General features: G+C 57.3%; 24 protein-coding genes. 11 read left to right on the plus strand and 13 right to left on the minus strand.

Annotation, left to right across the window (positions count from 1 at the left end; genetic code table 11):
* Window positions 1-171: 171 nt before the first annotated feature.
* Window positions 172-1,503: a nucleoside permease gene (locus H8B15_RS16650; protein ID WP_187320782.1), complete on the plus strand. Its 1,332-nt coding sequence runs from the start codon at window positions 172-174 to the stop codon at window positions 1,501-1,503.
* Between the two features lie 185 nt (window positions 1,504-1,688).
* Here H8B15_RS16650 and H8B15_RS16655 read toward each other — a convergent pair whose 3' ends face one another.
* The gene (locus H8B15_RS16655) at window positions 1,689-2,108 is read right to left on the minus strand and encodes a nucleoside-diphosphate kinase (RefSeq protein WP_187320827.1); all 420 of its coding nucleotides are present in this window, start codon (window positions 2,106-2,108) and stop codon (window positions 1,689-1,691) included.
* 280 nt (window positions 2,109-2,388) lie between these two features.
* On the opposite strand from H8B15_RS16655, the gene H8B15_RS16660 reads away from it, so the two are divergent.
* From H8B15_RS16660 to H8B15_RS16680, 5 genes are all read left to right on the plus strand, one after another.
* Complete coding sequence (locus H8B15_RS16660; RefSeq protein ID WP_187320783.1) at window positions 2,389-3,432, plus strand: DHH family phosphoesterase; 1,044 nt, start codon at window positions 2,389-2,391, stop codon at window positions 3,430-3,432.
* A 38-nt stretch (window positions 3,433-3,470) separates the two neighbouring features.
* Window positions 3,471-4,430 (plus strand): FKBP-type peptidyl-prolyl cis-trans isomerase, encoded by a 960-nt coding sequence (locus H8B15_RS16665; RefSeq protein ID WP_187320784.1) that lies wholly within the window; start codon window positions 3,471-3,473, stop codon window positions 4,428-4,430.
* A 54-nt stretch (window positions 4,431-4,484) separates the two neighbouring features.
* Window positions 4,485-5,024: an FKBP-type peptidyl-prolyl cis-trans isomerase gene (locus H8B15_RS16670; protein ID WP_246455568.1), complete on the plus strand. Its 540-nt coding sequence runs from the start codon at window positions 4,485-4,487 to the stop codon at window positions 5,022-5,024.
* 24 nt (window positions 5,025-5,048) lie between these two features.
* Window positions 5,049-5,618, plus strand: coding sequence for an FKBP-type peptidyl-prolyl cis-trans isomerase (locus H8B15_RS16675; RefSeq protein ID WP_187320786.1), 570 nt, complete (start codon window positions 5,049-5,051; stop codon window positions 5,616-5,618).
* Between the two features lie 99 nt (window positions 5,619-5,717).
* Window positions 5,718-6,074, plus strand: coding sequence for an FKBP-type peptidyl-prolyl cis-trans isomerase (locus H8B15_RS16680; protein ID WP_216859180.1), 357 nt, complete (start codon window positions 5,718-5,720; stop codon window positions 6,072-6,074).
* A gap of 112 nt (window positions 6,075-6,186) precedes the next feature.
* Here the strand turns inward: H8B15_RS16680 and recO are convergent, their stop codons facing one another.
* The 4 genes from recO to H8B15_RS16700 all read right to left on the minus strand — a co-directional run bounded on the left by recO (window position 6,187) and on the right by H8B15_RS16700 (window position 10,649).
* Entirely contained in the window at window positions 6,187-6,909 is a 723-nt protein-coding gene (gene recO, locus H8B15_RS16685) for a DNA repair protein RecO (protein ID WP_187320788.1), read from the minus strand.
* A gap of 76 nt (window positions 6,910-6,985) precedes the next feature.
* Complete coding sequence (gene porZ / locus H8B15_RS16690) at window positions 6,986-9,340, minus strand: type IX secretion system anionic LPS delivery protein PorZ (RefSeq protein WP_187320789.1); 2,355 nt, start codon at window positions 9,338-9,340, stop codon at window positions 6,986-6,988.
* Window positions 9,341-9,421: 81 nt separating this feature from the next.
* Window positions 9,422-10,051 (minus strand): thymidine kinase, encoded by a 630-nt coding sequence (locus tag H8B15_RS16695; protein ID WP_187320790.1) that lies wholly within the window; start codon window positions 10,049-10,051, stop codon window positions 9,422-9,424.
* Between the two features lie 271 nt (window positions 10,052-10,322).
* On the minus strand, window positions 10,323-10,649 hold the full coding sequence (locus H8B15_RS16700; protein ID WP_187320791.1) for a 2Fe-2S iron-sulfur cluster-binding protein: 327 nt from the start codon (window positions 10,647-10,649) through the stop codon (window positions 10,323-10,325).
* A gap of 33 nt (window positions 10,650-10,682) precedes the next feature.
* Between H8B15_RS16700 and H8B15_RS16705 the strand changes: the two genes are divergently transcribed.
* Both H8B15_RS16705 and H8B15_RS16710 read left to right on the plus strand, forming a co-directional pair.
* The gene (locus H8B15_RS16705; RefSeq protein WP_187320792.1) at window positions 10,683-11,792 is read left to right on the plus strand and encodes a hypothetical protein; all 1,110 of its coding nucleotides are present in this window, start codon (window positions 10,683-10,685) and stop codon (window positions 11,790-11,792) included.
* 99 nt (window positions 11,793-11,891) lie between these two features.
* Window positions 11,892-12,953, plus strand: a complete 1,062-nt coding sequence (locus H8B15_RS16710) for a hypothetical protein (RefSeq protein WP_187320793.1) — start codon at window positions 11,892-11,894, stop codon at window positions 12,951-12,953.
* Between the two features lie 79 nt (window positions 12,954-13,032).
* Here the strand turns inward: H8B15_RS16710 and rodA are convergent, their stop codons facing one another.
* From rodA to purH, 7 genes are all read right to left on the minus strand, one after another.
* A complete protein-coding gene (gene rodA, locus H8B15_RS16715) occupies window positions 13,033-14,325 on the minus strand; it encodes a rod shape-determining protein RodA (protein WP_187320794.1) in 1,293 nt (430 codons plus the stop codon).
* 65 nt (window positions 14,326-14,390) lie between these two features.
* Window positions 14,391-16,223, minus strand: coding sequence for a penicillin-binding protein 2 (mrdA, locus tag H8B15_RS16720; protein WP_187320795.1), 1,833 nt, complete (start codon window positions 16,221-16,223; stop codon window positions 14,391-14,393).
* Window positions 16,224-16,404: 181 nt separating this feature from the next.
* Entirely contained in the window at window positions 16,405-17,832 is a 1,428-nt protein-coding gene (locus H8B15_RS16725) for a glycosyltransferase family 39 protein (RefSeq protein WP_187320796.1), read from the minus strand.
* 112 nt (window positions 17,833-17,944) lie between these two features.
* A complete protein-coding gene (locus H8B15_RS16730) occupies window positions 17,945-18,478 on the minus strand; it encodes a hypothetical protein (protein ID WP_187320797.1) in 534 nt (177 codons plus the stop codon).
* Entirely contained in the window at window positions 18,475-19,398 is a 924-nt protein-coding gene (gene mreC / locus H8B15_RS16735; RefSeq protein WP_187320798.1) for a rod shape-determining protein MreC, read from the minus strand. Before mreC ends, H8B15_RS16730 begins: the two co-directional genes overlap by 4 nt.
* A 103-nt stretch (window positions 19,399-19,501) precedes the next feature.
* Window positions 19,502-20,527 carry a rod shape-determining protein gene (locus tag H8B15_RS16740; protein ID WP_185282419.1) on the minus strand — a complete coding sequence of 342 codons (1,026 nt, stop codon included), beginning with the start codon at window positions 20,525-20,527 and terminating at the stop codon, window positions 19,502-19,504.
* 442 nt (window positions 20,528-20,969) lie between these two features.
* Entirely contained in the window at window positions 20,970-22,496 is a 1,527-nt protein-coding gene (purH, locus tag H8B15_RS16745; protein WP_187320799.1) for a bifunctional phosphoribosylaminoimidazolecarboxamide formyltransferase/IMP cyclohydrolase, read from the minus strand.
* A gap of 334 nt (window positions 22,497-22,830) precedes the next feature.
* Here purH and H8B15_RS16750 point away from each other — a divergent pair, with 334 nt between their 5' ends.
* The 3 genes from H8B15_RS16750 (at window position 22,831) to H8B15_RS16760 (ending at window position 25,398) form a co-directional block, all read left to right on the plus strand.
* Window positions 22,831-23,985 (plus strand): acyl-CoA dehydrogenase family protein, encoded by a 1,155-nt coding sequence (locus tag H8B15_RS16750; RefSeq protein ID WP_187320800.1) that lies wholly within the window; start codon window positions 22,831-22,833, stop codon window positions 23,983-23,985.
* On the plus strand, window positions 23,978-24,706 hold the full coding sequence (locus H8B15_RS16755; protein WP_246455569.1) for a PIG-L deacetylase family protein: 729 nt from the start codon (window positions 23,978-23,980) through the stop codon (window positions 24,704-24,706). Before H8B15_RS16750 ends, H8B15_RS16755 begins: the two co-directional genes overlap by 8 nt.
* A gap of 95 nt (window positions 24,707-24,801) precedes the next feature.
* A complete protein-coding gene (locus H8B15_RS16760) occupies window positions 24,802-25,398 on the plus strand; it encodes an SAM-dependent methyltransferase (protein ID WP_187320801.1) in 597 nt (198 codons plus the stop codon).
* Between the two features lie 7 nt (window positions 25,399-25,405).
* On the opposite strand, the gene H8B15_RS16765 is transcribed toward H8B15_RS16760, so the two are convergent.
* On the minus strand, window positions 25,406-26,650 hold the full coding sequence (locus tag H8B15_RS16765; protein ID WP_187320802.1) for a glycosyltransferase family 2 protein: 1,245 nt from the start codon (window positions 26,648-26,650) through the stop codon (window positions 25,406-25,408).
* Window positions 26,651-26,676 lie beyond the last annotated feature (26 nt).

Below are 26,676 nucleotides of genomic sequence, written 5' to 3' on the forward strand. Positions count from 1 at the left end.
AGTTGGTGAAACGACTGTTGTTCTTCCGTAATAAGGTCCTTCACTGCGTTCAGGATGACAGGCATGTTTACTCACAATTTCACAAACTCACCACTCACAACTTCACAACTTCCCCACTCCTAAGTATCTTTATGGGTTAATTTCATTCGCCGCGCATTAAATCAGACCTGCATGAGTACGAAGCTGCGTCTTATCATCCTGAGCTTTTTACAGTTCTTTATCTGGGGCTCGTGGCTGATAACCATCGGTGCCTATTGGTTTCAAACCAAACAATGGTCGGGGGCGCAGTTTGGCGCTATCTTCTCCACTATGGGTATCGCCTCCATTTTTATGCCCTCGCTGATGGGCATTGTGGCCGATAAATATATCAATGCAGAGAAGCTGTACGGCGTGCTGCACCTGCTGGGCGGTATTGTGCTTTTCACCATTCCGTGGGTCACAGACCCCGGCATGTTCTTCTGGGTGATTCTGCTGAACATGATTTTCTACATGCCTACCCTGTCGCTGTCTATTGCCGTGTCGTACTCGGTGCTGAAGCGCGAGGGGTTGGATGTGGTGAAGGACTACCCCCCCATTCGGGTATGGGGCACTATCGGCTTCATCGTGGCCATGTGGACGGTGAGCTTGCTGGGCTTCGAGAAATCGGCCAACCAGTTTTATGTAGCGTCTGGCGCAGCGCTGCTGCTAGGGCTGTACGCCTTCACTCTACCCAAATGCCCACCTACAGCCCAGGATGCGCCCAGCCGCTCCTTGGTAGAAATATTGGGCCTGAAGTCTTTCGCCCTGCTGCGCGACGCCAAAATGGCGACCTTCTTCTTGTTTGCGCTGCTACTAGGCGCCGCCCTGCAGCTCACCAATGCCTACGGCGACACCTTCCTGCATGACGCCAGCGCTACTGTCCCTACTCTGAATATTGAATCCTTTTCGCAGCTTCTATCACAACTAATATCACGTCCTCTTGATACCCTAAGTGGCTTGTCTGCAAAATACCCGGCCATTATTATGTCGATTTCGCAGATTTCTGAAACGCTGTTTATTCTAGCTATTCCGTTCTTTCTGCGGCGCTTTGGTATCAAGCAGGTGATGTTTATGAGTATGATTGCCTGGGTATTGCGCTTCGGCCTATTTGCCTACGGTAATCTCGAGTCCAACCTCTGGATGATTATCCTGTCGTGCATCGTCTACGGCATGGCATTCGACTTCTTTAACATCTCCGGTTCGCTGTTCGTGGAAACCCAAACGGCGCCGAGCATCCGGGCCAGTGCGCAGGGCTTGTTTATGATGATGACCAACGGCTTCGGGGCCGTGTTAGGCAGCTCCATCAGCGGCATCGTGATTCAGAAGTACTTCACCGCCGCCGATGGCACCAAAGACTGGCACAGCATCTGGATAACCTTCGCGCTGTATGCCCTGGTTATTGCCGTGCTGTTCGTGCTGCTCTTCAAGCACAAACACAACCCACAGGCGGTGGAAGAAACCCACCCGGAACCCCTGCTTGCCTAGACCACGGATTCGCTCGGATTTTTCGGATTACACGGATTTTGTGGACGGCTTTCTGAAGAAGCATCCATTATCAACAAAAAAGCCTCGCAAACTGCGAGGCTTTTTTGTTGTGGCTACAGAGCAATAATTTTAGCCAATCGTCCACAAAATCCGTGTAATCCGAAAAATCCGAGCGAATCCGTGATTTAGAATTGCTCGTTGGCGGGGAAATAGAAGTCGCCTTCGATTTGCGCGTTTTCGTCGGAGTCGGAGCCGTGTACGGCGTTGGCTTCGATGCTCTTGGCGTACTTTTTCCGGATAGTGCCTTCCTCAGCGTTGGCGGGGTTGGTAGCACCAATCAGCGTGCGGAAATCAGCCACGGCGTTGTCCTTTTCCAGGATGGCGGCCACGATGGGACCCGACGACATATACTTCACCAGATCCTGGTAGAAGGGACGCTCCTTGTGTACTTCGTAGAACTGGCCGGCGCGCTCGGGCGTCAGCTGTACTTTCTTCAGGGCCACGATGCGGAAGCCGCCGGCTTCAATCATGCTCAGGATACCACCAATGTGGTTGTCCTGCACGGCATCGGGCTTAATCATGGTGAACGTGCGGTTGGTTGCCATACGATTCAGGGTCAAAGGGTAAGGGTAGGAAAGTAGAAAACCGCCGCGGCGGTTTGTGGGCGCAAAAGTAGAGGTATCCGGCGAGAGTTGCGGAGTTGCGCCGAATAAATCCTGCGGGCACCTTTTATATAGCAGTGGCGTTTGACCGTATCCGACGCGCCCAAGGGCTCCTATTTTGAGAGACGGGCGGGCCGTTTCGTTGCAATTCCGGAATTTTTCCGACTTTTGCCGCCTTGTTTCCGTCGTAAAATACCGACTTTCAGCCATCTAGTAGTAGGCAATGTCCACAATTACCGCCCTGCAAGAGCTGCTTGCGCAACCCCGGCAGATTTTCATTACCACCCATCACAAACCCGACGCCGATGCTTTGGGCTCGTCGCTGGCCATGATGGGGTATCTCCGCAAAAAAGGTCACCACGTTACTGTCGTGACTCCTTCCGACTACCCCGATTTCCTGGCCTGGATGCCCGGCAACGAGGATGTTATCATCTACGAGCGGCACCAGAACGACGCCCAGGTGCGCGACCTCATCAACAAAGCGGAGGTTATTTTCTGCCTGGATTTCTCCTGCCTCAACCGCATTGCGGAGATGGGCGAGTACATTCGGCACGCGCCCGGCACCAAGGTGCTCATCGACCACCACCAGGAGCCCGAGAACTTTGCCGATCTGGATTTTTCCAATTCCAGCGCGGCCGCCGCTTCGGAGCTGGTGTTTGAGGTAATCCGCGACTTGGGCGACCAGGATTTGATTGACGTGGGTATTGGCGAGTGCCTGTACGCGGGCATCATGACCGATACGGGCTCGTTTCGCCACCCCAGCACCTCGCGCAACGTGCACCTGATTATTGCCGAGCTGCTGGACGCTGGTATCAATCTTTCCGACGTACACCGTCGCATCTACGACTCGCACTCCGAGATGCGCCTGCGCTTCCTGGGCTTTGTGCTGAAGGACAAGCTCACGGTGCTACGCGAGTACAACACTGCCTACATTTCCATCACCCAGGACGAGCTACGCCAGTACCAGTCCAAAACCGGCGACACGGAAGGCCTCGTCAACTTTGCTTTGAGTATTGAGGGGGTAGTGTTTGCCGCTATTCTCATCGACCGAGGCTCGGCGGTGAAGATTTCCTTCCGCTCGGTGGGAGACTTCTCCGTGAGTGACTTCTCGCGCCAGCACTTTGGGGGCGGCGGCCACCACAACGCCGCCGGCGGCGTCAGCTACGATTCGCTCGACAACACCGTGCAGCGCTTCATCGACTTATTGCCGCAGTACCAGGCTCAACTGGTCACGGCTCCTTTAGTAGTTGCGCCCCGTTCGGCGTAACTTGCCCGAAATTCTCTTTTTTAACTCTACCCTACTCAATGCTTTCTCAACGCATTTCTTTGAGTCTGGCCCTGGCGGCCGGCTTTCTGGGCCTGGCCTCCTGCAACAAAGGCGGTGGCGATTTTCAGAAAACCAAGTCTGGTATCGAATACAAAATCTTCAAGAAGGTAGGCAACAAGTACGAGCCCCGCGAAGTGGCCGTAACCGGCGACCCTACCTACAAAGACCGCATCGGCAAGATCATGGGCTTGCACATTGAGTATCGCACGGCCAAAGACTCGCTGCTGATGAGCTCGCGCGTGCAGCGCATGGGCATCCCCGCCCCGTTCCCCTTGGACTCGGTGAAGCAGAAAGGTGCTGAGGCCGAAGCCTTTGCCATGCTCCAGCCCGGCGACTCAGCCGTGTTCAAATTCAACGCCGACACGCTGGCTATGAAGAACTCGGGCCGTCCGGCGCCGCCCTTCATCAAGAAGCAGGGCAACACCATCACGATGCTGGTGAAAGCCGAGAAGGTGCAGACCCGCGACGAGGCCATGGCCGACCAGCAGAAGCAAATGATGGACGCGCAGGTAAAAATGCAGGCGCACGCCAAAGAGCAACTGAAAAAGGATGATGTAATTCTGCAAGAGTACATCAAGAAAAACAACCTCACGGCCCAGCGCGACACCTCGGGCGTGTACTACATCATTACGCAGGCCGGCACTGGCGCCAAGCCTAGGACGGGCCAGACGGTGTCGGTGCAGTACAAAGGCACCCTGCTCGACGGTAAAGAGTTCGACTCTTCGGCCAAGGGCAACCAGGGTAAGCCGATAGAATTCCCGCTAGGGGTAGGCCAGGTGATTCCGGGCTGGGACAAAGGCATTGCCCTACTGCCCAAGGGCTCGAAGGCCGTGCTGCTGATTCCCTCATCGCTGGCCTACGGGCAGCGCGGCGCGGGCGCCGACATCCCTGCTGATGCGCCGTTGCGCTTCGATGTGGAGTTGGTAGACGTGAAATAGGTAAATAACCGCCGCCGGATGCAACCCGGCGGCGGTTATTTTTCTCTTACTGGTATGATGAATACTTTTTCCTTCTTCCGCGCCTCGCGCTTCGTACTCGGTTTGCTGGTTTTGCTGCTGAGCGTTTCGTCCTGTTTAAATAATAACAGCAACGACGATTATCTGGCTGATTTGGAACGCCAGGCTGCTCAAGCCAAGATAGACGACGAAGCCACCATTCAGAAGTATTTGGCTGACAACAAGATTACGAAGTTCGATAAACGTGCTTCGGGTCTGTATTTTGTGCAGGACAGCACGGCCCTGGGTACCGGCGACATGGCCAAAGCCGGTCAAACCGTTTCGGTACGCTACACGGGCTATTTTTTCAGCACGCCACCCAAAGCATTCGACGCTTCCGGCGCTACTCCGTTCAACTTCACATTGGGTATCGGCCAGGTCATTATGGGCTGGGATGAAGGCATTGCCTTAATGCGCAAAGGAGGCAAGGCTACTTTGCTTGTTCCGTCGGCACTGGCGTATGGAGTGTTTGGCCGCTCTACCATTCCGCCTAATACACCGCTACGCTTTGAGGTAGAACTGATTGACATTAAATAAGCGGCTATCTTTTCTTTTTCCCAAATGATACGACCTTTCCTGCATCGCCTGCTTCTGAGTGCTTCACTGTTGGCCTTTGCCGGCAGTGCTACGGTGCTTTCTGGCTGCAACAAAACGCCGAGCTACCTCAAACAATACGAAGACCACCGCGAGCAGCAAAAAACGCTGGACGATGCTTCGATTATGAAGTATCTGACAGCCAACAACATCAAAAACTTCACCCGCACTGAATCGGGCTTGTATCTGGTGCCTGTTACAGACGCTCCTGCGGGTACTGAAACGATCAAAGAAGGTCAGCGAGTAGAAACGCAGTATATCGGCAAGTTTATCAACGATGGGGTGCTCGGCACTACCTTCGACAGCTCTTACGATAACCGCACGCCCTGCCAGTGTTTTCAGGTAGTAGCTGGCGCCGGTAACGTGATTAAAGGCTGGGATGAGGCGCTACTGCTCATGAAACCCGGCGACCGGAAGCTGCTGCTTATTCCCTCCTACCTGGCCTATGGCTCTCAGTTGTCGGGCGACCCTATCTCAAACGTTGGCAATGACCGGGTACTGCAGTTCGACATGATCGTAACCAAGCGCGTTAACTAATAGCGCATGATAGCACAGCGTTGGTGGGCCTGCTGGTTATGTTTGAGTCTGCTTTTCAGTACTCTCACTGTTGTAGCACAAACTCCACCGGCTGATACCGTGCAAACCGCTAGCGGCCTGCGCTACTCGATAACGACACTTGGCACCGGCCCTACTCCTCAGGCCGGCGACAAGTTGGTGGTGGAGTACTCTGGCTTCCTACCCAATGGCAAGGTGTTCGATTCGTCGGTGGTAGATGGGCATCCGTTGCGCCTGCGGGTAGGGCGCGGCGAGGTTATCAAAGGTTGGGACGAGGTGCTCTTATTACTACCCGCCGGCACCCGCGCCCGCGTCTGGATTCCAGCCGCGCTGGCCTACGGTGCAAAAGGTGCCCGCGACCCCGACGATGATAGTCGTTACCTTATTCCACCTAATACCGATTTGGTATTCGACCTGACGGTGGTGAAGGTGAGATAGTGAGATGGTGACATGGTGAGTTTGAGTTTCTATCAGCGCTAACGGCGCCACTTGCGCAGAATGCGCGGTTAGAACCTCAAACTCACCATGTCACCATCTCACTATTTCACCTTCACTCGGCTAGCACTTCCGATAGCACGGCCAGCGAGCGGACGTCGCCTAGGTGCTCGATGTGGAGTTGGTAGTAGCGGATGAGTAGATTGAGTAGCTCGCGGCGCACCCGGCCATTGGGCACGGTGGCGTGGGTAGGGTCGTGCAGCAGTTCGTCGAAATACTGATCAAATTCCTGGAAGCGTAGCACGGTAGGCGTGCTGGTGCCGCTACCCGTAGCAGGTACCGCCGAGGCAAAGGCTACTTGGGTGGTTATCTCCTGCCCCGATTCTACCCCGAACCCTAGATAGGAAGCTAGGCGCAGCAGGAAAATCAGGGCAAAATTCTCGTAGCCCGTTTGCTGCTGATCGAAGGCCAGCAGAGCATCGTGCAGGAAATGGAACAGCGGCTCGTTTTCCTCTTCTTCCTGCACCACCCGCCCCACAATTTCCGATAGTACCAAGGCCACACTGCTCTTCTGCACATCAAACGGAATGCTGCGGTAGGATTCGGCGCAGCGGTACTCCGAGAGGCGCGTGAGGCCGCCTTGGCGTGAAGTGTAGGCCACCAAATCCAGCAACGTGAAAGGCTGAAACAGCGCAATGCGTCCGGGAGGCTTGGCCTTGCGCACCCCATTCACTACGTACGACTGCAACCCCAACCGCTCGGTATACACCCGCGCAATAATGGACGTTTCGCGGTAACGCATGTAGTTGAGGACAATACCGCGGGTTTTGATCAGCATAGTTTCACTTAAAAGGTAAGAGCAGCAGACGCTAGCTTTGATACCTAGTTTAACACCTTTTGGAATAGACTAATTCCTACTTCTCTACCACTGCAATTTTGCTGATGCAGCCGTTCTTGCCATCGGCATCGGACGAGAGGACCAGGTAGACCCCGGACTGCACGCGGCGGTTATTGCTATCGAGCAGGTTCCAGGTGACGGTGCCGCCGTTGGCGCGGGTTTGGTAGACGAGGGCGCCGGTCACGTCCGTTATTTTCACAATGGCATCGTTCACTAGGCCCGAAATTCCTACCTCGCCGGTAAAGCTGGTGCGCACGGGATTGGGGGTCACCTTCACGCAGTCGGGCTTACCTTCTGTGATGGTAGCCGAACCACGGTAGGTCACCAGGCCCGCATCGGTAGCCACAAACACCTCGCCGGTGCGGTCGTTCACCGATACATCGTTGATGTGGTTGGAGGGTAGCGGGCTGTTGGCAGTAGTGAAATGCAGCAGCGCCTCGTCGGCATCGGCATTGAACAGCCACAGGCCGTTATCAGCTGTACCAAACCATTTGCGGTTGGCCCCATCCGTGGCGATGCACAGCACGGTTTGACCGCGCAAAATGGCGAAGCCCGTATCCGATTCGCCCTTACGCAGGAATGGCACCCGAAACGTTGCGCTGGGGTCGAAGGCTTGACTGGGGTCGTCGAAAACGGCCACGCCCACTTCGCTACTGCTACCACTGGCTACCCAGATGGCGCCTCGTCGGTCCTTCACCACATCGTAGAGGTTAATGAGACCCGGCGTAGAGTTATCGGGGGAGGTAGCACTCGTGAAATAGCGCACGGCGCCAGTAGCAGGGTCATAGGCTACCAAGCCCTGACCGCCCTGGCGGGCCTGCGTCGCCCAGGCCACCTTGTTGTCGTCGAGGGCAAGGCGGTCGAGGTTCTCAGAACCGGAGAAATAGGGTAGTGTCCGCCAGGCATTGTTGGTGGGACTGAAGACGAACAGGCCCGAATTGTTGGTGCGCTGGTGGCGATTTATCACCCACACATCGCCGTTGCCATCTAAGGCCACATCCGTGATACGGGCGTAGTTTGGATTACTGATAGCGCTCAGTATCGGGCTGTTACCATTGGTAGGGTTAAACAGCCGAAAGTTGCCCGCGCCTTTCCACGCCAACAACCCTTGTCCATAGCTACCCACATAGAGTGTGCCGTCGGCGGTGCGCACGCCGTGGGTCAGGTCTTTGGGGTTGGGGTATTGCGCGGGGTCGGGTAGGGTAGTGGATGTGATATTAGTCCAACGACCATCCTGGTATTCATAGAAACCAGCATACAGTTCGTTTTGCAGGTAGCGGTCCTGATAGCCGCCGCTGAACACATCGGTGATGCCGCTGCGGGCATCGCTATACACGCCAAAGCTAAGGGCGGTAGCCGGGGCATTGGTTACAAAGCTCTCGGCCTGCTGCCCATCAGCCGCAACACGGACGAGGCCATTGCGGTAATCGGCCACGTAGTAGGCGCCATCGCGCGCCCGCAAAGCCGCCCGCGGGCTCTGAATGGGCGCGGCAGTCAGCGTCCGCACCTGCCCGGCGGCATTCAATACGCTCACTTTTTGGTTATCGGTAATGATCAACCCAGCCGCCGAAGGCGTGAGCTGGCTGAAGGTGCCAACACTGGTGCCAGGTACAGCTTGCCAAGTTTGTCCGGCAGGTAGGAAGCGGTACAGCTGGTCGCCATTAACGCCTGCGTATACGGTGCCCGCCTGCATGGCCAAGGTGCGGTACGGGTCGCCGGCACGCGCGGGTAGCACGATGGCCCAGGCACGAGAATCGAGCAGATTGGCTGCCAGCGAGCCGCGCAGGACGCCGCCCGAGGTAGCGGCCAACAAGTAGCCATCAGCCACGGTGGTAGCGTACACTTGCACAGCCGCCCCACCAGCGCCAATGTTGGTGTAGGTTTCGCGCACTTCCAGCCGCGTCATATCCAGTACCAACAGCCCAAAGCTGCACGACAGGTAGGCCAACCGATTATGGAAGGCAATGCCGTAAATGGCCTTAATACCCGTGATTTGCTTGCGCAGAATATCCGTTAGGTTCTGAATAGAACCGTCAGCTTGCAGCACGTCGAGGTTGCCGTTGGCGTAGGCCACCAGCGTCTGACGCGTCAGGGAGTCGTAGGCTACGGTTTGTACGCCCACGTCGTGCAGGCCGTCGCGGCGCGAAAGCAACGCCGTGGTATTTAGCTCTTTATCGTAATAAAAAAAGGCGTCTTCGGCGGCTACGTATACGCGGTTGCCGGCATCGGTCAGGGCCTTGGCGCGGTTGATGGGCAGGTGCAATTGCCAGTCGCCGTAGCCCACGCCCGACTGCGCCCGGGCAGGTAACGGGGGCAGCAGGCCCGTGAGCAGAAGCAGTACATAGCACAGGGTGGGTAGGAGGTGGCGCATGCGGAACAAGGTACATACTACACCTTTAGCTTGTAGCTATTGGCTGTAGGCTTTTCTATCGGAGCCGGTTCTGACTACCGCTTAACTTTCCTGACGAGCGGCGGGGCGAACTATGGCGGGTGCCTTCTCCTGCATCCCGGCCTGAAAACACGGCCGACAACGCGCCTCGTACGAGTCGGTTTCACCGAGCAGCACTTGCGCCTCGGAAGCGGCAATACGGAAAGAATAGGCTGCTACCTCGCCGCAGCACACGCACACGGCGTTTACCTTGGTCACAAACTCGGCCACGGCCATTAGGGCTGGCATGGGGCCGAAGGGCTTGCCGGTGTAGTCCATGTCGAGGCCGGCCACAATCACGCGGGTACCCTGATTGGCCAACTGATTGCACACGTCGACCAGCGAGTGGTCGAAAAACTGCGCTTCGTCGATGCCCACTACGTCGCAGCCGCTGGCGAGCAGCAGCATTTCTTCGGGTAGCTGCACAGGGGTGGAGCGGATGCTGGTGGCGTTGTGCGACACCACATCGTGCTCGTGGTAGCGGGTATCGAGGGCCGGTTTGAAAATTTCGACCCGCTGGCGGGCAATTTTGGCGCGATTGAGCCGGCGGATCAGTTCCTCGGTTTTACCCGAAAACATGGAGCCCGCCACCACTTCAATCCAGCCCCGATGCGGTGCTTCGCGGCCATTGCCAACGCGAGGTTCGATGAACACAGTCGATGCGTGAATGAATGAGTGAATAAGAGAATTTGTCCGGAGACAAAGGGTCAAATTTACAACTTTGGCCGGCAGGGGGCAACAACGCTGCTTTCACTGTTGAGGGTAGCAGGACGAGAGGGTAGCCAGTAAGAAGATTGTCATCCTGAGCTTGCGAAGGACCTTATCACATGAGAACGACTATCGCAACCACGACTCGTTTAACTGGCAGAAGGTCCTTCGCTGCGCTCAGGATGACAACCTTCTTACTGGCTACCCTCTCATCCTGCTACCCCACCCCATACTGCACGTGCGGCAGCTTCGTAGCTTCGGGCACACAGCCGGTCACGTCGCCGGCAGGTAGGCGGGTTTGGCAGGTGAGGCGCTCGTGACTGAGTAGGCGGCCGGCACGGCGGTAACGCAATTCTGGATCGGTGGGTGGCGTTAGTAGTTCTAGGCCCGTTACGACCTGTATGCGGCAGCTGGTACACCGCCCACGGCCCCCGCAGGCGTGCATCCAATCGTGGCCAGCGGCTTGCAGTGCCGCCAGCAACGTAGTGCCAGCTGGCACCGGCACAGCCACGCCAAATAGATTTTGCACGGTCAAAATGGGCATCTTTCCCTAAATTGCCATTGAATAAGGCTTTCAATGAAGGACAAATATAGCTCCGCGAAACGCGAACAATACGGCCGCCGCTTGGCGGCACACTTGTGCAACCAGCACTTCCTTGCCCAGCCCGACGCTACCTTAGACGGTCCCGCTGTGCTGAAATTTACGCCCATCCGGCAGGTCAATCTGTTTGTGGTGCAGCAGCTACTGGGCCAGTGGACCCAGGAAATGGCCCGGCTGCGCAGTCCCTACTTCGACTTTGAGGCTGCCGACGTGCGGCAGGCCCTCACGCAGTTCATGAACACCCTGTCGCGGCGCATTAAGCTAAGCCGTGCCACGTTTGAGCCGCTGCTGGCCACAGCTGTGGCCGATACGCTGGGCATTGCCACCGATCCGGAACAGATTTTTGAGGGTAAAATCCTGGGCACTAGTCCCAGCGTGGCCGTGGAGCAGCTCCACGACGCGTTGCGCTACATTGATGTAGACAAAGCGTGGTTTCAAACGTTTATCGACTCTCTGGTGAAGGGCGCGCCCTTGGAGCGCACCTTTGTGCTGGAGCGGTTTCGGCAGTATCAGCAGGCCAACCACGCCCGGCAACGCCCCCTGGAAAAGCTGGTGGAAGAGCTAAGCAATCTGCTACCCCTTACCGCTGCTGATCTGCGTGAGGATGGCCCCGTGGCCGAAGCGCCACCCCGCCCCGCCCCTACCCCACCGCCGGTAATGGCCGCCCCGACACCACCGCCTGCTCCGCCGGTAGCCCCCGCGCCCCCTACCCCAGCCCCGGCATCTGCACCAGAGGCTCCGGCTGCGCGACTCTACGAAAAGCTCAAAAGCGAACATACGTCTGTGCCAAGCCTGAGCACGACGCTGCGCACCGAGCGCCAGTCGGCAACACTAGCCGAAAAACCAACGCGAGTGGAATCGTTGCGGGAAGCCATTTCCATCAACCAACGGTTCAGCTTTATCAACGAGCTGTTTAACGGAGAGAACATGGAGTATCACACTGCTATACAGCACCTTGACACCCTACCCGACGCCGACGCGGCCAAACGCTACGTGACGGATACACTGGCTAAATCGCACGACTGGACCCGCAAGGAAGAGCACGTGGGGCGCCTACTGAAGCTGATTGACCGCAAGTTTGCGTAGCTAAACACTCTTTCTAGTTCCGCTGTCTATCGATAGGGCTTGGTTGATTTCTTCGCGAACAACCAAGCCCTATTTTTTTGAACTCCGCTACCTGTAGTTGTGCCCCCTACCCCTGCTTCTCTCGCTGCTGTGCCTACTACCTGGCGTAATTGGCTGCTGGTATATATAGTGGCAGTAGGGTTGCTGGCGGGTGGCGCCTACACCATGTACAGGCACTACGATTTCTCACACTCTCTGGACACGCGCAGCTACTTGCGCGTGGCACAGGGCAAGTTTCGGGGCACTAGCATTACGCGGCGCTACCGGGTAGTAGTGCCATGGGCGGCGGCGGCCGTAGCGTGGCCTATCAAGAAAGTATACACCCGCGTATGGCCCCAACGCCCGCAGAGCGAGTGGCCTCTGCGGCTGGCTTTTTATATCGTAAATACGCTGGTGCTGGCCGGCGCGGGGCTACTTATGTTTCGTACGTGCCTGCTTTACGGCGCATCGCCACCCGCGGCGCTGCTGGCGCTGGCGGCGGTGTTGTGCAGCCGTTGGGCAGTGTACTTGGCGGGGCTACCCATGGTCGATAGCCTATACGTGTTGGTGGTAGCGTTGGCGTTTTATGCCGCTCGTAGCGGGTCAAGAGCAGCGCTGGTTTGCTGCCTGCTGCTGGGGCCACTGGCCAAGGAGTCGTTTGTGTTCTTGGTGCCGTGGCTGCTGGTCTTTGGCCAAACGGCCGGGCGCTGGCCATTGCAGCTTATGCTGTTAACGGCAGCAGGGGCCCTCACCTACACCATCCGATACTGGATAGACGCGCAAGCCGGCACCCCACCCGCAGCCAGTGTACAGAACGCTTTTCATCACTTTGAGAACCTACGCTATTCACTCCAACGCCTGTTCTCGGTGGGCGGGGCAGGAGACCTATTCAGCGTACTTGGCTTTTTCTGGTTGCTGTTTTTATTGGGCTTGTGCGACGCTGCCCTGTGGAGGCGATGGATAGCGCCGTTGGGCTGGGCCGGCGGCACTTTTCTGTTGCTCGTGCTGGTGCACATGCTGCTTTCCGGCGAGTTGGGTCGTATGGCGTATCTGGGTACTCCTGTGCTGGCCGTGGGCTTGGCTTTGGTGCTAACGCATCATCCGCTGGGCCGCTGGCTAATCAACGTTCAGCATAATCCATAACCGCACTTTCAGGAGGTAGAGAAGTGAATTACTCATTTCATTACAACATCCTCTCTTACTATAGCATCACACCAACGCCTTACCGAACCAAATCCTGTTTGCGGTAGGCGTCGATGGCCAGCAGGATAAATAGCAGGGTAGTAAACGACCAGAGCGAGGAGCCGCCGTAACTAAAAAACGGCAGCGGAATCCCTACCACCGGCGCCAGCCCGATGGTCATGCCGATGTTCACGGCGAAGTGGAAGAAGATAATACTGGCCACGCAGTAGCCGTAGGTGCGCCCAAACACCGATTTCTGCCGCTCGGCCACGTACACAACGCGCCACAGCAAGGCCATAAACAGTGCAATCGTAACCACGGAACCAAGCCAACCCCACTCTTCGCCCACAGTACAGAAAATGAAGTCGGTGCTTTGCTCGGGCACAAAGTCGAACTTGGTTTGGGTACCTTGTAGGAAGCCCTTGCCCACTACCCCACCCGAGCCAATGGCAATCTTGGACTGCGTCACGTTCCAGCCTACCCCTAGCGGGTCGGCAGAGGGATTGATGAGGATTTCGATGCGCTTGCGCTGATGCTCCTGCAAGACGCTATTAAAGAAGAAATCAACCCCAAATACCATCCCAATCACCACCAGCCACACCCCAATGGAAAGTGGCAGATGGTGGCGTAGCAGGCGATTGTTGAACACCAACACCAGCACCAATAGCACGGTAAAAAAACCAATCAGCCAAAGCTTAGGCACCAGCAGCGCCAGAATCAGGATAGCCCCGCCGGCTGCCAGCAACAGCAAAATCAGCGGCGACATGCCCTCGCGGAAGTACGCCAGCAGAAACGCCCCGAATACCAGCGCCTGCCCCGTTTCGTTGGCCGCGATGATGAGCAACGGGGGAAGCAGCGTGAAGACGGCCAGCATCAACTGGTCGCGAAAATTCTGGTGACGCAGGTTGATGCCCGCCATGTAGCGCGACACGGCCAAGGCCGTGATGAACTTGGCAAACTCGGCGGGTTGCAGGCGCACCGGCCCCAACTCCAGCCAGGAGCGGGAGCCCGCAATAGGTCGCGCAATAAAGGGCGTAATAATGAGCAGTACAATCATGCCCGCGTAGAGCGCGTAAGCAAACGTGTCGTACGCCTTGTAATCGACTACCAGCAGCACCACAATGAGCAGCACGGCCGTCCCAATCCACAGGATTTGCTTGAACCAGTTGAAGTTCATCAGCTCCCCAAAGCTCAAGCCGAAGACGTGGGTAGGTGCATCGGGCGAGTAGCTGGCCGCGTACACGTTCAGCCACCCCACGAACACCATCAGCAAATAAATGCCTACGGTAACCCAGTCTATGCTGCGGGAATAACGAGCGGGTGATGAGGGCATTAATCAGGTGTTAATTATACGTTGTCTGATAACTGACAACACGTACTCAGCGGTTGACAACTCGCTTAATGATGGCGTTTCACGAAACGGTCGGCGGAGCCAGGCAACCATTCTTCCCACTGTTTGCGCACCACTTTGCCGCGCAAGTAGCGCTCCACCATCAGCGAGGCCAGAGGAGCCGCTGAGGAGCCGCCAAAGCCTGCATTTTCGATGAACACAGCAATGGCAATTTTGGGGTCTTCGACGGGTGCAAAGGCTGCAAAGGTAGCGTGGTCGGCGCCGTGGGGGTTCTGCACCGTACCCGTTTTACCGGCCATTGAGATGCCGAATTGCTCTAGGCTAGCCAGATTGGCCGTGCCGCCCCTACCCACTACCATCTGCATACCCGGAATGATCTGCTCGAAATAGCGCGGGTTTACGCTTGTGGTATGGCGCTCCTGAAATTGAGGCAAAGGGCCGTTTTGGCCTACACTGCGCACGAAATGGGGCGTGTAGTAGTACCCACGGTTGGCAATAATGGCCATGATGTTTGCCATTTGCAGACTTGTTACCTGCACCTCGCCTTGGCCAATACTCAAGGAGTAAACCGTTTTGTAAGTCCAGCGGTGGTGGCCGTAGCGCTTGTCGTAGTACTCAGGCGAGGGTATCAGGCCTTTCTTCTCGCCCATTAAGTCCACGCCCAGCTTGTCGCCGAGGCCGAAGGTCATTACGTTGCGTTTCCACTCGGCCAGTCCCAGCCGCGAATCCTCGAAGCGGTTGCGCGAACGGCCGCGCATTACGGTGGCCTGCATCACCTGGTAGAAATAGGGGTTGCAGCTGTTTTTGATGGCAATGCTCACATTACCAGGATATTCGTGGTTGTGCGTGCAGCGCACTAAGCGCTGGTTGCAGGGAAAGCCCGTGTTGGCCGATACAGCGCCCGACTGCATGGCCACCAGCTCGTTTACCAGCTTAAACACCGAGCCCGGCGAGTAAATGGCCGTGAGAGGCCGGTCGATGAGGGGGCGCTCGGGGTTATTAAGCAACTCCATGTAGCGGTTGCCTAGGCCCTTGCCCGTGAGCATGGCCGGATCATAAGCCGGTGCCGACACGAAGGCTAGAATCTCGCCGGTTTTGGGGTCAATGGCGACGACTGTACCGCGCTTGCCAGCCATCAGCATCTCACCGTATTGTTGCAAGTCGATGTCGATGCCCGTGTGCAAGTCCTGCCCGGCTACGGAGAGCGTGTCAAACTCGCCTCCCCGGAACGCGCCCTTCTCAATGCCACGCACGTTCACCATGCGGTACTGCACGCCCCGGTGCCCCATCAGCTCCTTCTCGTAGAACGACTCCAGGCCGCTAATGCCCAGAAAATCGGTAGGACGGTACTTGGCGTACTTCTCCCGGTCTACCCAAGTGGCCGGTATTGGTCCTACGTAGCCCAGGGCGTGGGCCATGCTTTGGGTACCATAAGCGCGGGCCATCCGCGCTTCAATGCGGAAGCCTGGGAAATCAATCAGGTTGTCCTGAATGGAAGCCAGCTCGGCAGTGCTTAAGTTCTGTACCAGCGGTGAGGCTTTCACGCGCGAGTATTTTTTGGCAGCCAGCAAGCCAGCGCGCAAGTCCTCTACGGGTAGTTGCAGCAGCTGGCAGAAGCGCACCGTGTCTAGCTGCTTCACTTCGCGGGGCACCACCAGCAGGTCATACACCGGCGTATTCTGTACCAGCAGCTTGCCGTTGCGGTCATACACCAGCCCGCGGTAAGGCACCTTCACGATGCGCTGCAAGGTGTTGCGGTCGGCGGCCAGCTTGTAGCTGCCATCCAGCACCTGGATGTAAAAGAGTCGCCCCGCAAATAGCATCGCCACGGCAAGAAAAATGGCCTGCACTACGTATTTGCGTCCTTCTAAATATTGCAAAGCAAAGAAAATCTGAGTAGTAAGCTATACCGATGCATGATGTAGCTGCGCCGCAAAGATACAAACCATTAAGCGGCTATAGTACAGCATTAGCACCAACACAACACCGCTTGTTACGGCTTGTGCCCTACAACAACACGCATACACAGACGTTCTTCTTTTTCAACAAAAATCCACCTACTTATTCCGTGTAAGCATATATCCCCCGCCAGGCATCCTGGTACACACGCCGGTAAGCGCCAATCTGCGCGGGCGCATCGGATGGGATGTGGTAGACCTGGTTTTTCTGTCGATAATCGCAAATAATATAGCGCACTGAGTCCTGAGCCGCGCGGCGGAAAAAAGTAGTCAAAGGCGGTGGATTATCGGGGGCTATGAGCTGGTAATACGTGAGGGACCGGACGCGGTAATGAGGCATCTGCCCAAAGAAAAAATCGATAGGCGCAATTACCTTGGCACCTTTGCGGGGCATGTACTGCGCCAGCGTCCGATTGGTATCCATAATGGAAGGCTCGCGCTGATTTTCAATGACCAGCTCGACCGTACGCACAGCGGCCCCTAATGGGTAGAGGCATAGCACTACCAGCAGTGCCAGCCGCTGCCAGCGCGCTAAGTGGGGCGTAGCGGCTGCTAGAAGTTCCGTCACAACCACGATTAATATGGGCACGAACAGCAGGTAGTAATATACGTTCGTGTTTTTGGTGAGCAGCCAGAAGATGCCCAGTAGCCACAGCAAATACTGCATGGTGGGCGTTAGCAGTCGCCGGGTGGCCGGCCGCAGTGTCAGTACCAATACGGTGAGCAGAAAAAGCACAGTGAGAGGCACTTCGCCGCTGCTGTGAAAGAAGATTTGGTCGTAGCGGCGCATCACGTGCATCTTCTTGGCCCAGTTGAAATTGCCCTGGGCCGCGTGGTCGTGGCTGAACTGGTAGAGTAGCCGGTTCAATTGGTTGTCCCACAGCGCATCGGCCACATACAAGCTTAGCACAATGCCCCCCGCCAAGCCAAACCACACTGCTTTTTTCCAATGGCCTTGTCCTGCGAGCCAAGCGCACCCCGCGGCAATGTAGATGGTGCCATTGAGGTGGGTGAGGGCCGCCAATCCGGCAAACGCCCCCGCCACTACTACCCAACGGGTGCGGGCGCTATGCTGCTGCAACAGCAAAAACGAGGCGAAGCCGCAGGCCGCCACCATAGTTTCAGGACGATTGTCTACCCCGAATGTCCACAGGCATCCGCAGCCAACGTAGAATAGGGCGGCTAGCCATTGCTGCGCCGCGCGCCCTCGAAAATACACTAACAGCAGCACCAGCCCTACCGCGGTAAACAGCATTGGCACGGTGCGGGCCGCCCAGATGGTGGGTCCGAATAGATACAGCACCGGCACCTGCACGTACACGAAGGCTTTGTGAAAAACGTACAGACGCTCGTGCCAGTAGTTGTAGCCCCTGAATAACTCGGAGCGCACAATGCCGTCTTTCAGTAACCAATAGGATTGCTCGGTGCACCAGGCGTCATCGAAATGAACGATTCGGTGGTAGAGCGTGGCCGCGAAGCCAACTAACAACACCAGTAATAGTAGTGCGTAATATTTCTTTTGTAGAAGCATAGAAACCTAGCATAACTCACTGTATTCACTTCTACAAGATTACTACGTTTTTGCTGGGTTTCCCGGATAAAGCAACCCAGCTGCGGCATTGCAACAGCCCAGCCCCTACCCTCTAACGCGACCGGCGACGGGTAGGAAAAAACACCAGCTGCACAATCAGCATCACCAAGGTGGTGTAAAGGGTGCTGACGAGGATTTTGGCCATGGTGAAGCCCAACGACAGGAAGCTGCCCAACTCCAACAGAAAGAACGTCACGTGGTGCAAGGCGATGAGCAGCACCAAGTATACCATCATCCACTGCCAGCCCATCTGGTGAATATTCACCGAGTCGGCGGCGTCGTACCCATCGCGAGGGGTCAGCAGGCGTAGCACCCACGGGCGCAGGTAGGCCGTGAGCACAGCCGAGGCAGCATATAGTCCACCCGTATCCTGAAACACATCTACCGTGAAGCCCAGCCCAAAACCCAGCAGTAGTTGCACTACAATGGGCGTATCAATGGGTAGAAACAGCAGGAAGCCCAGATAGAAGAAATTCCAGCCCAGGTCGAACAGCACGAAGTTGCTGTTGTCGAGCAGCAGCACGTACAGCCCCACAAAGAGCGCAAACCGCACCAGCTGCCACGCAATGGTTCCGACTATGCTCATCGTTTCCCCCCTCCTACTACGGTGCCCGTGTGTGTTTCCAGGGTGTCGCGCTCGGCTTGGGGCCGGCTGCGCACCACGTACACATAGGTCAGGTTAGAGAAATTGACCGAAAGCCGCACGCGCACCGTCCAGAAATTCTTGTCGGGCTCCTTCGTAAAGGTGTCGATGGTACCCACCATCACCCCTTCCGGGAAGGTAGCGTTGTAGCCGGAGGTAATCACCGTGTCGCCGCGCACCAGCTTGTTCTGGCGCGGAATGTAGTCGAGCAGGGCGTGGGTGGGGTCGTCGCCCTGCCATTTGATGCTGCCAAACGTACCATCGCGCTGGATTTTGGCCGAAATAGCCGTTTTGGAATGCAGCAGCGACGTGATGCGGGCGTAATGCTCACTCACCGACTGCACCCTACCCACTACCCCACTGGCGGCCAGCACCCCCATACCGGGCTGCACCTGATCGAGCGTTCCTACGTTCAGCGTTAGGTAGTTATCCACGTCGCGCAAGCTATTATTCACTACCCTAGCCGGAATCAGTGGATAACTGGGGTCGTTGTTGCTGAGAGCTTGGTTGCCCAGTACCAGTGAATCGGGGCGGCCCGTGCGTAGTAGGCGCACCTGGGCAAGACTATCGTGGCGGATGGGTAGGCTGTCGGCCACGCGCCGCCCCAGGTCAGACAGGTAGAGACGCTGACGTAGGGCCGCGTTTTCGGCTGCCAAACTCTGGTTTACCTGGGCCAGTTCGAAGTATTCCGCCACCTGCGTACGCCACTCCAACAGCTGCCCGGCATAGGCATTGGCCGAGTTGAAAAACGCCGCCCGCTGGTAAGCGCTATTGCGAATCAGCAGGTAAACGCTCAATACCTCCAGCAACGCAAACACGAGGATGCCCCGGTAGCGAAACAAAAAGGCAAAGAGGTTTCTCATTGAAAATAGATAGGAGATGGTGAGACATGAGAAGTGAGATAATAGACTCGCACAAATCGTTATGAATTTACTATCTCACTTCTCATGTCTCACAGCCTCACTTCTAAGTAAGCAATACGCTCTTGAAAGCCTGAATATTCTTGATGGCGGCGCCGGTGCCGCGCACCACGGCGCGGAGCGGGTCCTCAGCAATGTGAATGGGCAGCTTGGTTTTGGCGGCCAGGCGCTTGTCGAGGCCGCGGAGCAGGGCACCGCCGCCGGTCAGGTGAATGCCGTTTTCGTAAATGTCGGCCGACAATTCGGGGGGAGAGATTTCCAGCGCCTTCAGCACGGCCTCCTCAATCTTGGCTACCGATTTGTCGAGAGCAATGGCAATTTCCGAGGAAGTCACTTTGATAACCTTCGGAATGCCCGTCATCAGGTCGCGGCCACGCACCTCGAAGTCGGCGGGCGTGTTTTCCAGCTCCGTGAGGGCGGCGCCTACCTCAATCTTGATGCGCTCGGCCGAACGCTCACCAATCAGCAGGTTGTGCTGGCGGCGCATGTAATCCAGAATATCCTGGTTGAACACGTCGCCGGCTGTTTTAATCGACTGGTCGCACACAATACCCGACAAAGCAATAACAGCCACCTCCGTAGTACCACCGCCGATGTCGATAATCATGGAGCCGATGGGCTGCTCCACGTCAATGCCGATACCGATGGCGGCGGCCATGGGCTCCTGAATCATCCAAACTTCCTTGGCACCGGCGTGCTCAGCAGAGTCGCGCACAGCGCGTTTTTCTACCTCCGTGATGCCCGAGGGAATGCAGATAACCATGCGGTGCGAGGGCTGAAACAGGCGCGTGCGGGTGTCAATCATCTTGATCAACCCCTTAATCATTTCCTCGGCGGCGTGGAAATCGGCAATTACGCCGTCTTTCAATGGCCTGATGGTCTTGATGTTATCGTGGGTCTTCTCGTGCATCTGCTGCGCTTGCCGACCCACGGCTATTACTTTATTGGTAGTACGATCTTTGGCAATGATACTGGGCTCATCCACCACCACTTTATCATTGTGAATGATGAGCGTGTTGGCCGTGCCCAGGTCCATGGCGATGTCGCTGGTCAGAAAATTGAAGAAACCCATTGAGTGACGGCAAGTAGATGAAACCGGGCGGCTTGCACCGGAAAAAGTGGGGCAAAAGTACAGAAGTTTCCGCGAAGCCCTACTATAGACATAGGATTGCGCTGCGGCTCCGGGGCCCAATTATTTCAGTTTAATACCAGAATCCTTCTATCAAAAGAGCCTGCTATGCGGGTGCAATACTCGCATTTCAACCCAAATATTGCTCCTAGGCGCACTGGCCAGCAAACCGACTACCCTAAAATTCCGAACGGTCCTGCGTCGGTAAGCTTGGCAGGACCGTTCGGAATTTTAGGGCTAATTATTAATAAGCTATTTGCGTTACGTATTGACGGTGTAGAAACGCAACCTTGCGTCTCGTTGGCCGCGCCGTGTGCACGAAATCGTTCAACGACGAGACGCAAGGTTGCGTCTCTACATCGTTCAATACGTAAGCAAATAGCCTTTAGTGTTTGAAATGGCGCACGCCGGTCATCACCATGGCCATACCCAGCTGGTTGCAGGCCGCAATGCTGTCTTGGTCTTTGATGGAGCCGCCGGGTTGCACCACTGCCCGGATGCCGGCTGCGCCAGCAATTTCCACGCAGTCGGGGAAGGGAAAGAAGGCGTCGGAGGCCATTACGGCGCCTTGCAGGTCGAAGCCGAAGGAGTGCGCCTTTTCGATGGCTTGCTTGAGAGCGTCTACGCGGGAAGTCTGCCCTACCCCGGAAGCCAGCAATTGGCCGGCGCGAGCCAGCACAATGGTGTTGCTCTTGGTGTGCTTGCACACTTTGAGGGCAAACTCCAGGGCTTCGGTTTCCTCGGGGGTAGGCGCCGAGTCAGTCACGGTTTTGAAGTCGGCGGCGGTTTCGATGGCGCGGTCGAAATCCTGCTCAATCACGCCATTCAGCAAGGTTTTCACCTGCTTTTGTGGGAAATCAACGGGCTTCTGGCGCAGCAGAATGCGGTTTTTCTTGCTTTGCAGCACCGTGAGGGCCGCCGCGTCGAACTCCGGCGCAATCAGCACTTCAAAGAACAGCTTGTTTAGCTCCTGGGCTGTGGCTTCATCTACCGGCTTGTTCACGATAATCACGCCACCGAATGCCGAAATCGGGTCGCAGGCCAGGGCGTTGAGGTAGGCCGTGTGCAAGGTATCGGCTTGGGCCACGCCGCAGGCGTTGGTGTGCTTCAGAATAGCGCAGGCAGGTTTGCCCTGCTGGAATTCCTGCATAAGCAGCACGGCCGCATCTACGTCTACCAAGTTGTTGTAGCTGAGCTGCTTGCCGTGGAGCTGATCGAACAACGCATCCAAGTCGCCGCGGAAGGTGCCGGCTTGGTGCGGGTTTTCGCCGTAGCGCAGGGGTGTTTCTTGGGAGCTGTTAGCTGATAGCTGTTGGCTGTTAGCTCTTTCTTTGAAGTAGCCAGAAATAGCCGTGTCGTAGTGCGCAGTGGCGGCGAAGGCGGCGGCGGCATACTGGCGGCGGTCTTCGAGGTCGGTGCCGCCGTTTTTCTCCGTCAGCAATTGCGTAACGGCCTCGTACTGGTCGCGGCTGCTCACCACCAGCACGTCGCGGAAGTTTTTGGCGGCGGCGCGCAGCAGCGAAATGCCACCGATGTCAATTTTCTCGATGATGTCCTGCTCGGGTGCTCCCGACGCCACGGTTTCCTCGAAGGGGTAGAGGTCAACCACCACCAAATCGATGGGCGGAATCTGGTGCTGCTCGGCTTCCTGCAAGTCGCTGGCTTCGTGGCGGCGGTGCAGAATGCCGCCGAATACCTTGGGGTGCAGCGTTTTCACGCGGCCACCAAACACCTCCGGGAAGCCTGTCAGGCTTTCCACGGCCGTTACATCGGCGCCTTGCTCCTCAATAAACTGTTGGGTGCCCCCCGTGGAGTAGATGGTCACGCCGTGCTGTTTGAGCAGGGCCACCAGCGGCTCCAGGCGGTCTTTGTAATAAACAGAAACGAGAGCGGAACGAATCGGCTGCGACATGGTAGGGGTTGGTTGCGGACTGTGTGAATGACAGCACGAAGGTAGCCACGGCAAGCGGGCGGCTTGGTGCTCTATATGTTACGTAATTGTTAAGCACCTGATAACACCTTCGTAATCAACACAAAATACCACCAGTTATTCTACAATATATAAGGCCGTCATTCCGAGCTTGTCGAGGAATCTCGCGAGCTGACTTCTGATTAGCAATACAATATCACCACGCGAGATTCCTCGGCAAGCTCGGAAGGATGGCCCAACAACTTTACTTCTCACGCAAGCACAACACCCCGGATTCAAATACAGTACATGTTCTCTACCACGCTATTCCTAGTTTATGTCTGCCCCCCTACCCTTTCCTACAACCGAAGAAACCACGCCGGCCGAAGACGCCGCCGCTCAATTAGCTCCGCGCCTGGCGGTCCAAGCGCCCGCCTCCGACCAGGAAGGTGGCTTTCCGGAAAAAGAGTTTGACTGGCTGCGCGCGGCAGGCCTGCTCACGGCTCCCCTACCCACCCACCTCGGCGGACAGGACTTGGCAGCAGTTTCGCACACCCTACCCTTGCTGCGCACGCTGCGGCATATTGGACGCGGCAATCTGGCAGTAGGGCGCGTGTACGAAGGTCACGCCAATGCCTTGCAATTAGCCCAACGATTTGGCCGCACGGAGCAAGTAGCGCGCTGGGCTGAGGACGCGACGGCCGGGCATTTGTTTGGCGTCTGGAACACGCAGGCACACGACGGCGTGCACCTGGAACCACTCCCCGATGGCCGCTACCGCTTGCAGGGTAGCAAAACGTTTGGCTCGGGCGCGGGTCACGTCACGCGCCCGCTGCTTACGGGCGCCCTACCCAATGGGGGCTGGCAGATGCTGATTTTGCCAGCCGATGCGCAAGTGCCGCAGCTGGATAAATCGTTTTGGCAGCCGCTCGGGATGCGGGCTTCGGCCAGTTTTCGGGTTGATTTTACGGGGCTGGAGGTAGGCCCCGATGACCTGCTGGGCCAGCCCGGTGACTACTACCGCCAGCCGTGGTTTAGTGGGGGCGCCATTCGGTTTGCGGCTGTGCAGTTGGGCGGGGCTGAGGCGGTGTTTGACGAAACCCGCCACTTCCTACAAAAAACTGGTCGCACCGACGACCCCTACCAGCGCCAACGCCTGGGCGAGCTGGCTACTCTCATCGAAAGCGGCCAGCACTGGCTACGCGCCGCCGCCGAACACGCCATGCGCTCCCAGGCCACCGACGACGCAGACACCACCGTGGCCTACGCCAACATGGTGCGCACGGCCATCGAGGAAATCTGCCTGCGCACGCTCCAGCTGGCCGAGCGGTGCGTGGGCGCCCGCGGCCTGCTCCGTCCCGAGCCCTTCGAGCGCCTCCACCGCGACCTGACCCACTACCTGCGCCAACCCGCCCCCGATGCCGCCCTGGCCGACGCGGGCCGTTTTGCGCTGGCTTCTACCGCACCTGCTTATTCGTTGTGGCATGGCTGAGTTTTTGTTTGATTCATTGCCGCTGCGCCCGGCTGATTTCGCGCTTACCCTTGGCTCTACTGTCATCGTAGCGCCCCATCCCGATGATGAGTCGCTGGGATGCGGCGGGTTGCTGGCGCTGCTGCGGCAGGCGGGCGTGCCGGTACAGGCCGTGTTGGTGAGTGATGGCACCATGTCGCATCCTCATTCAGTGAAGTTTCCGGCCGCGGCCCGGCAAGCTCTGCGCGAAGCAGAACTGCGTGAGGCTCTCACATTATTAGGCGTCAGCACAGACGATTTGCTGCTGTTGGGCCTTCCCGACAGCGCCGTGCCTACCCTCAACCAACCGGGTTTTGCGGAAGCCGTAGCTACCCTGCGTGCCTACCTCCAACGCGTGCAGCCCGCTACCGTGCTCGTACCCTGGCGACGCGACCCGCACCCCGACCACCGCGCCACCAGCCAGCTGGTGGCCGCGGCACTGACGGGCCTACCTATCCGGCGCGTCGAGTACGTAGTGTGGGCCTGGGAGCGCGCCGCCTCCGAAGATTTGCCACAACCAGGCGAAGTCACCGGCTGGCGCTTGGATATCAGCTCCGTGCTGCCTCAAAAGCAGGCTGCCATTGCGGCCCATCGCTCCCAACTTGCCCCCGGCATCATCGACGATGACCCCAGCGGCTTTCTGCTTTCGGAGCAGATGCTTGCGCATTTCGCGCAGCCTATCGAAGTGTATTTTGACGAATGACTTTTCTCGCAGAGGTTCGCGGAGGAAGGCGCGGAGGTTCGCAGTGTGCTGACCTACGCTCTGCGAACCTCTGCGAGAAATAAACTCCTACTTCTATGAACCCTAATCAACCGAACACCCTCCCTCCCACTTACTTTGATGATGTGTACCGGGCCAACGACGACCCGTGGCAGTTCGAAACCAGCCCCTATGAGCGGGAGAAATACGCTGCTACGTTGGCCGCCTTACCTCGACCGCACTACGATCGGGCTTTTGAAATCGGTTGTTCGCTGGGCGTACTCACAGAACAGTTGGCGCCGCGGTGTGGGCGTTTACTGGCCGTGGATGTAGCGGAGGCACCTCTGGAACGCGCCCGGCAACGGTGCGCGCAGTTGCCTCAGGTGGAGTTTCAGCTGATGCGCGTGCCGGAGGAGTTCCCGCAGGAGCAGTTCGACCTGATTTTGGTATCAGAGGTGGGCTATTACTGGTCGCCCGAGGATTTGGCCCGCGCCGCCGCACAATTGTTAGCTGCCCTACCCTCCGGCGGGCAATTGCTGCTGGTGCACTGGACACCCCCCGTACACGACTACCCCCTAACCGGCGACGAAGTACACGAGTTCTTTCTGCAAAAAGCCGAGGCAGATGGCCCTTTGCGCCACGTGCACGGCCAGCGCCAGGAAACCTACCGACTGGACTTACTGGAGAAGCGGTAAGGCTATTCTATTGCGCCTCCCCTACTAATGGCGTATGCTGCTTTAACAACATTCGCAGTTCAGCTAAGGCACATGAGAGTGCAACCGGCGGCCACCGTTGCGCCCATTGTTGGCGGGTAGCTTGTTCCTGTTGTACACATTGCCACAGTGCGCCAAACGTAACAGCTTCCACAACGGCTTGACATAGCATCTGTTTGGTAAGACCAAGCATATCGGCTATTCTTACCCCGACGGCGTGCAAGGTAGGACTAAGCGCAGCACCAGAGGAATGTACATCGTTTTTAACAGCTTGCCAGAGCTGTCGTAGTTGCCGGCGGGCCTGCCATTGAGCCGTTAATTGTGGCCCACTCGCTACCAGAGGTTCCCGGAGCTGCTCACTCAGCGCCGCCCATTCCCGCAACTGCCACGATAAGCCCACCGCCACGCGCCCTTCATGGCGCGCCGAGGTAGTCACACGCACAGCAGGGCTGTGCCGCACGCGCAAATCGTGGCCACACAGGGCCTGGTATAGAGCTTCATCCTCCAGATACGGTACCACTGGCAGTCCGCCTACCTGCTCATAGGCCAAAACCGTGAGGGCAAAACTGGCTCCAAAATGCTGGTGATGACGCGGCCAAGCATCCACCGGATCGGGGTCAATCAAGTGCTCCAATTGCGCTGCCAGCAGGCGGTAGGCTGCATCACGCAGATGGTAGCGCCGCACGGGGCAGTTGCGCTGGGTAGGCACTTCGGCCACAATCCGCCCACCCACGGCATCGGCGCCCGCGGCTATTTCGGCAGCAATGCTGGCTAGCCAGGTAGGCGCTACGCGGGTATCGGCGTCGGTGCTGGCAATAATGCCGTGTGGCCTACCTACGCTGCGCAGGCGCCGTGCGGCCTCATCCATCAGCAGGCGCCGGGCTTTTCCCACGTGCGCCTCGGCGGGCGGTAGGGTGCGCTCTATCACGTGCAATGCCAGTTGCGGATAGGCCTGTGCCAACTGACGGACCACATGCGCGGTGGCATCCCGGCAGTTATTGGCCAGTACAATTACCTCGTAGCTATAAAGCGGCAATGGCTGCCCTTGCTCATCTACTTGCGTAGCCAAGGCAGCCAAAGTAGCCGGCAGGTTCTCCGCTTCGTCTTTTGCTGGGATAATAACAGAATAACATAGCTCTGGTCGGGGCGGCACAGTCAGCAGGCCACGTTCCAACAGAGGCGAAGCAGCCACTTCGTGGGCAGCATGGAAGCGCGAGGGTAGTACGGATGTCATCACCGTACTCTACGCGAATTGCCCAA

This window comes from Hymenobacter citatus (assembly GCF_014333615.1).
Classification (GTDB): domain Bacteria; phylum Bacteroidota; class Bacteroidia; order Cytophagales; family Hymenobacteraceae; genus Hymenobacter; species Hymenobacter citatus.

Excerpts from the sequence above, each read along its gene's own strand:
- recO (WP_187320788.1), bottom strand. The coding sequence starts at position 6,909 with ATGCTGATCAAAACCCGCGGTATTGTCCTCAACTACATGCGTTACCGC.
- H8B15_RS16655 (WP_187320827.1), bottom strand. The coding sequence starts at position 2,108 with ATGGCAACCAACCGCACGTTCACCATGATTAAGCCCGATGCCGTGCAG.
- H8B15_RS16660 (WP_187320783.1), top strand. The coding sequence starts at position 2,389 with ATGTCCACAATTACCGCCCTGCAAGAGCTGCTTGCGCAACCCCGGCAG.
- H8B15_RS16755 (WP_246455569.1), top strand. The coding sequence starts at position 23,978 with ATGGCTGAGTTTTTGTTTGATTCATTGCCGCTGCGCCCGGCTGATTTC.
- H8B15_RS16760 (WP_187320801.1), top strand. The coding sequence starts at position 24,802 with ATGAACCCTAATCAACCGAACACCCTCCCTCCCACTTACTTTGATGAT.
- H8B15_RS16750 (WP_187320800.1), top strand. The coding sequence starts at position 22,831 with ATGTCTGCCCCCCTACCCTTTCCTACAACCGAAGAAACCACGCCGGCC.
- H8B15_RS16700 (WP_187320791.1), bottom strand. The coding sequence starts at position 10,649 with ATGCCCATTTTGACCGTGCAAAATCTATTTGGCGTGGCTGTGCCGGTG.
- purH (WP_187320799.1), bottom strand. The coding sequence starts at position 22,496 with ATGTCGCAGCCGATTCGTTCCGCTCTCGTTTCTGTTTATTACAAAGAC.
- H8B15_RS16675 (WP_187320786.1), top strand. The coding sequence starts at position 5,049 with ATGATACGACCTTTCCTGCATCGCCTGCTTCTGAGTGCTTCACTGTTG.
- H8B15_RS16705 (WP_187320792.1), top strand. The coding sequence starts at position 10,683 with ATGAAGGACAAATATAGCTCCGCGAAACGCGAACAATACGGCCGCCGC.
- H8B15_RS16765 (WP_187320802.1), bottom strand. The coding sequence starts at position 26,650 with ATGACATCCGTACTACCCTCGCGCTTCCATGCTGCCCACGAAGTGGCT.
- rodA (WP_187320794.1), bottom strand. The coding sequence starts at position 14,325 with ATGCCCTCATCACCCGCTCGTTATTCCCGCAGCATAGACTGGGTTACC.
- H8B15_RS16730 (WP_187320797.1), bottom strand. The coding sequence starts at position 18,478 with ATGAGCATAGTCGGAACCATTGCGTGGCAGCTGGTGCGGTTTGCGCTC.
- H8B15_RS16740 (WP_185282419.1), bottom strand. The coding sequence starts at position 20,527 with ATGGGTTTCTTCAATTTTCTGACCAGCGACATCGCCATGGACCTGGGC.
- H8B15_RS16725 (WP_187320796.1), bottom strand. The coding sequence starts at position 17,832 with ATGCTTCTACAAAAGAAATATTACGCACTACTATTACTGGTGTTGTTA.
- H8B15_RS16665 (WP_187320784.1), top strand. The coding sequence starts at position 3,471 with ATGCTTTCTCAACGCATTTCTTTGAGTCTGGCCCTGGCGGCCGGCTTT.
- mreC (WP_187320798.1), bottom strand. The coding sequence starts at position 19,398 with ATGAGAAACCTCTTTGCCTTTTTGTTTCGCTACCGGGGCATCCTCGTG.
- H8B15_RS16650 (WP_187320782.1), top strand. The coding sequence starts at position 172 with ATGAGTACGAAGCTGCGTCTTATCATCCTGAGCTTTTTACAGTTCTTT.
- H8B15_RS16670 (WP_246455568.1), top strand. The coding sequence starts at position 4,485 with ATGATGAATACTTTTTCCTTCTTCCGCGCCTCGCGCTTCGTACTCGGT.
- porZ (WP_187320789.1), bottom strand. The coding sequence starts at position 9,340 with ATGCGCCACCTCCTACCCACCCTGTGCTATGTACTGCTTCTGCTCACG.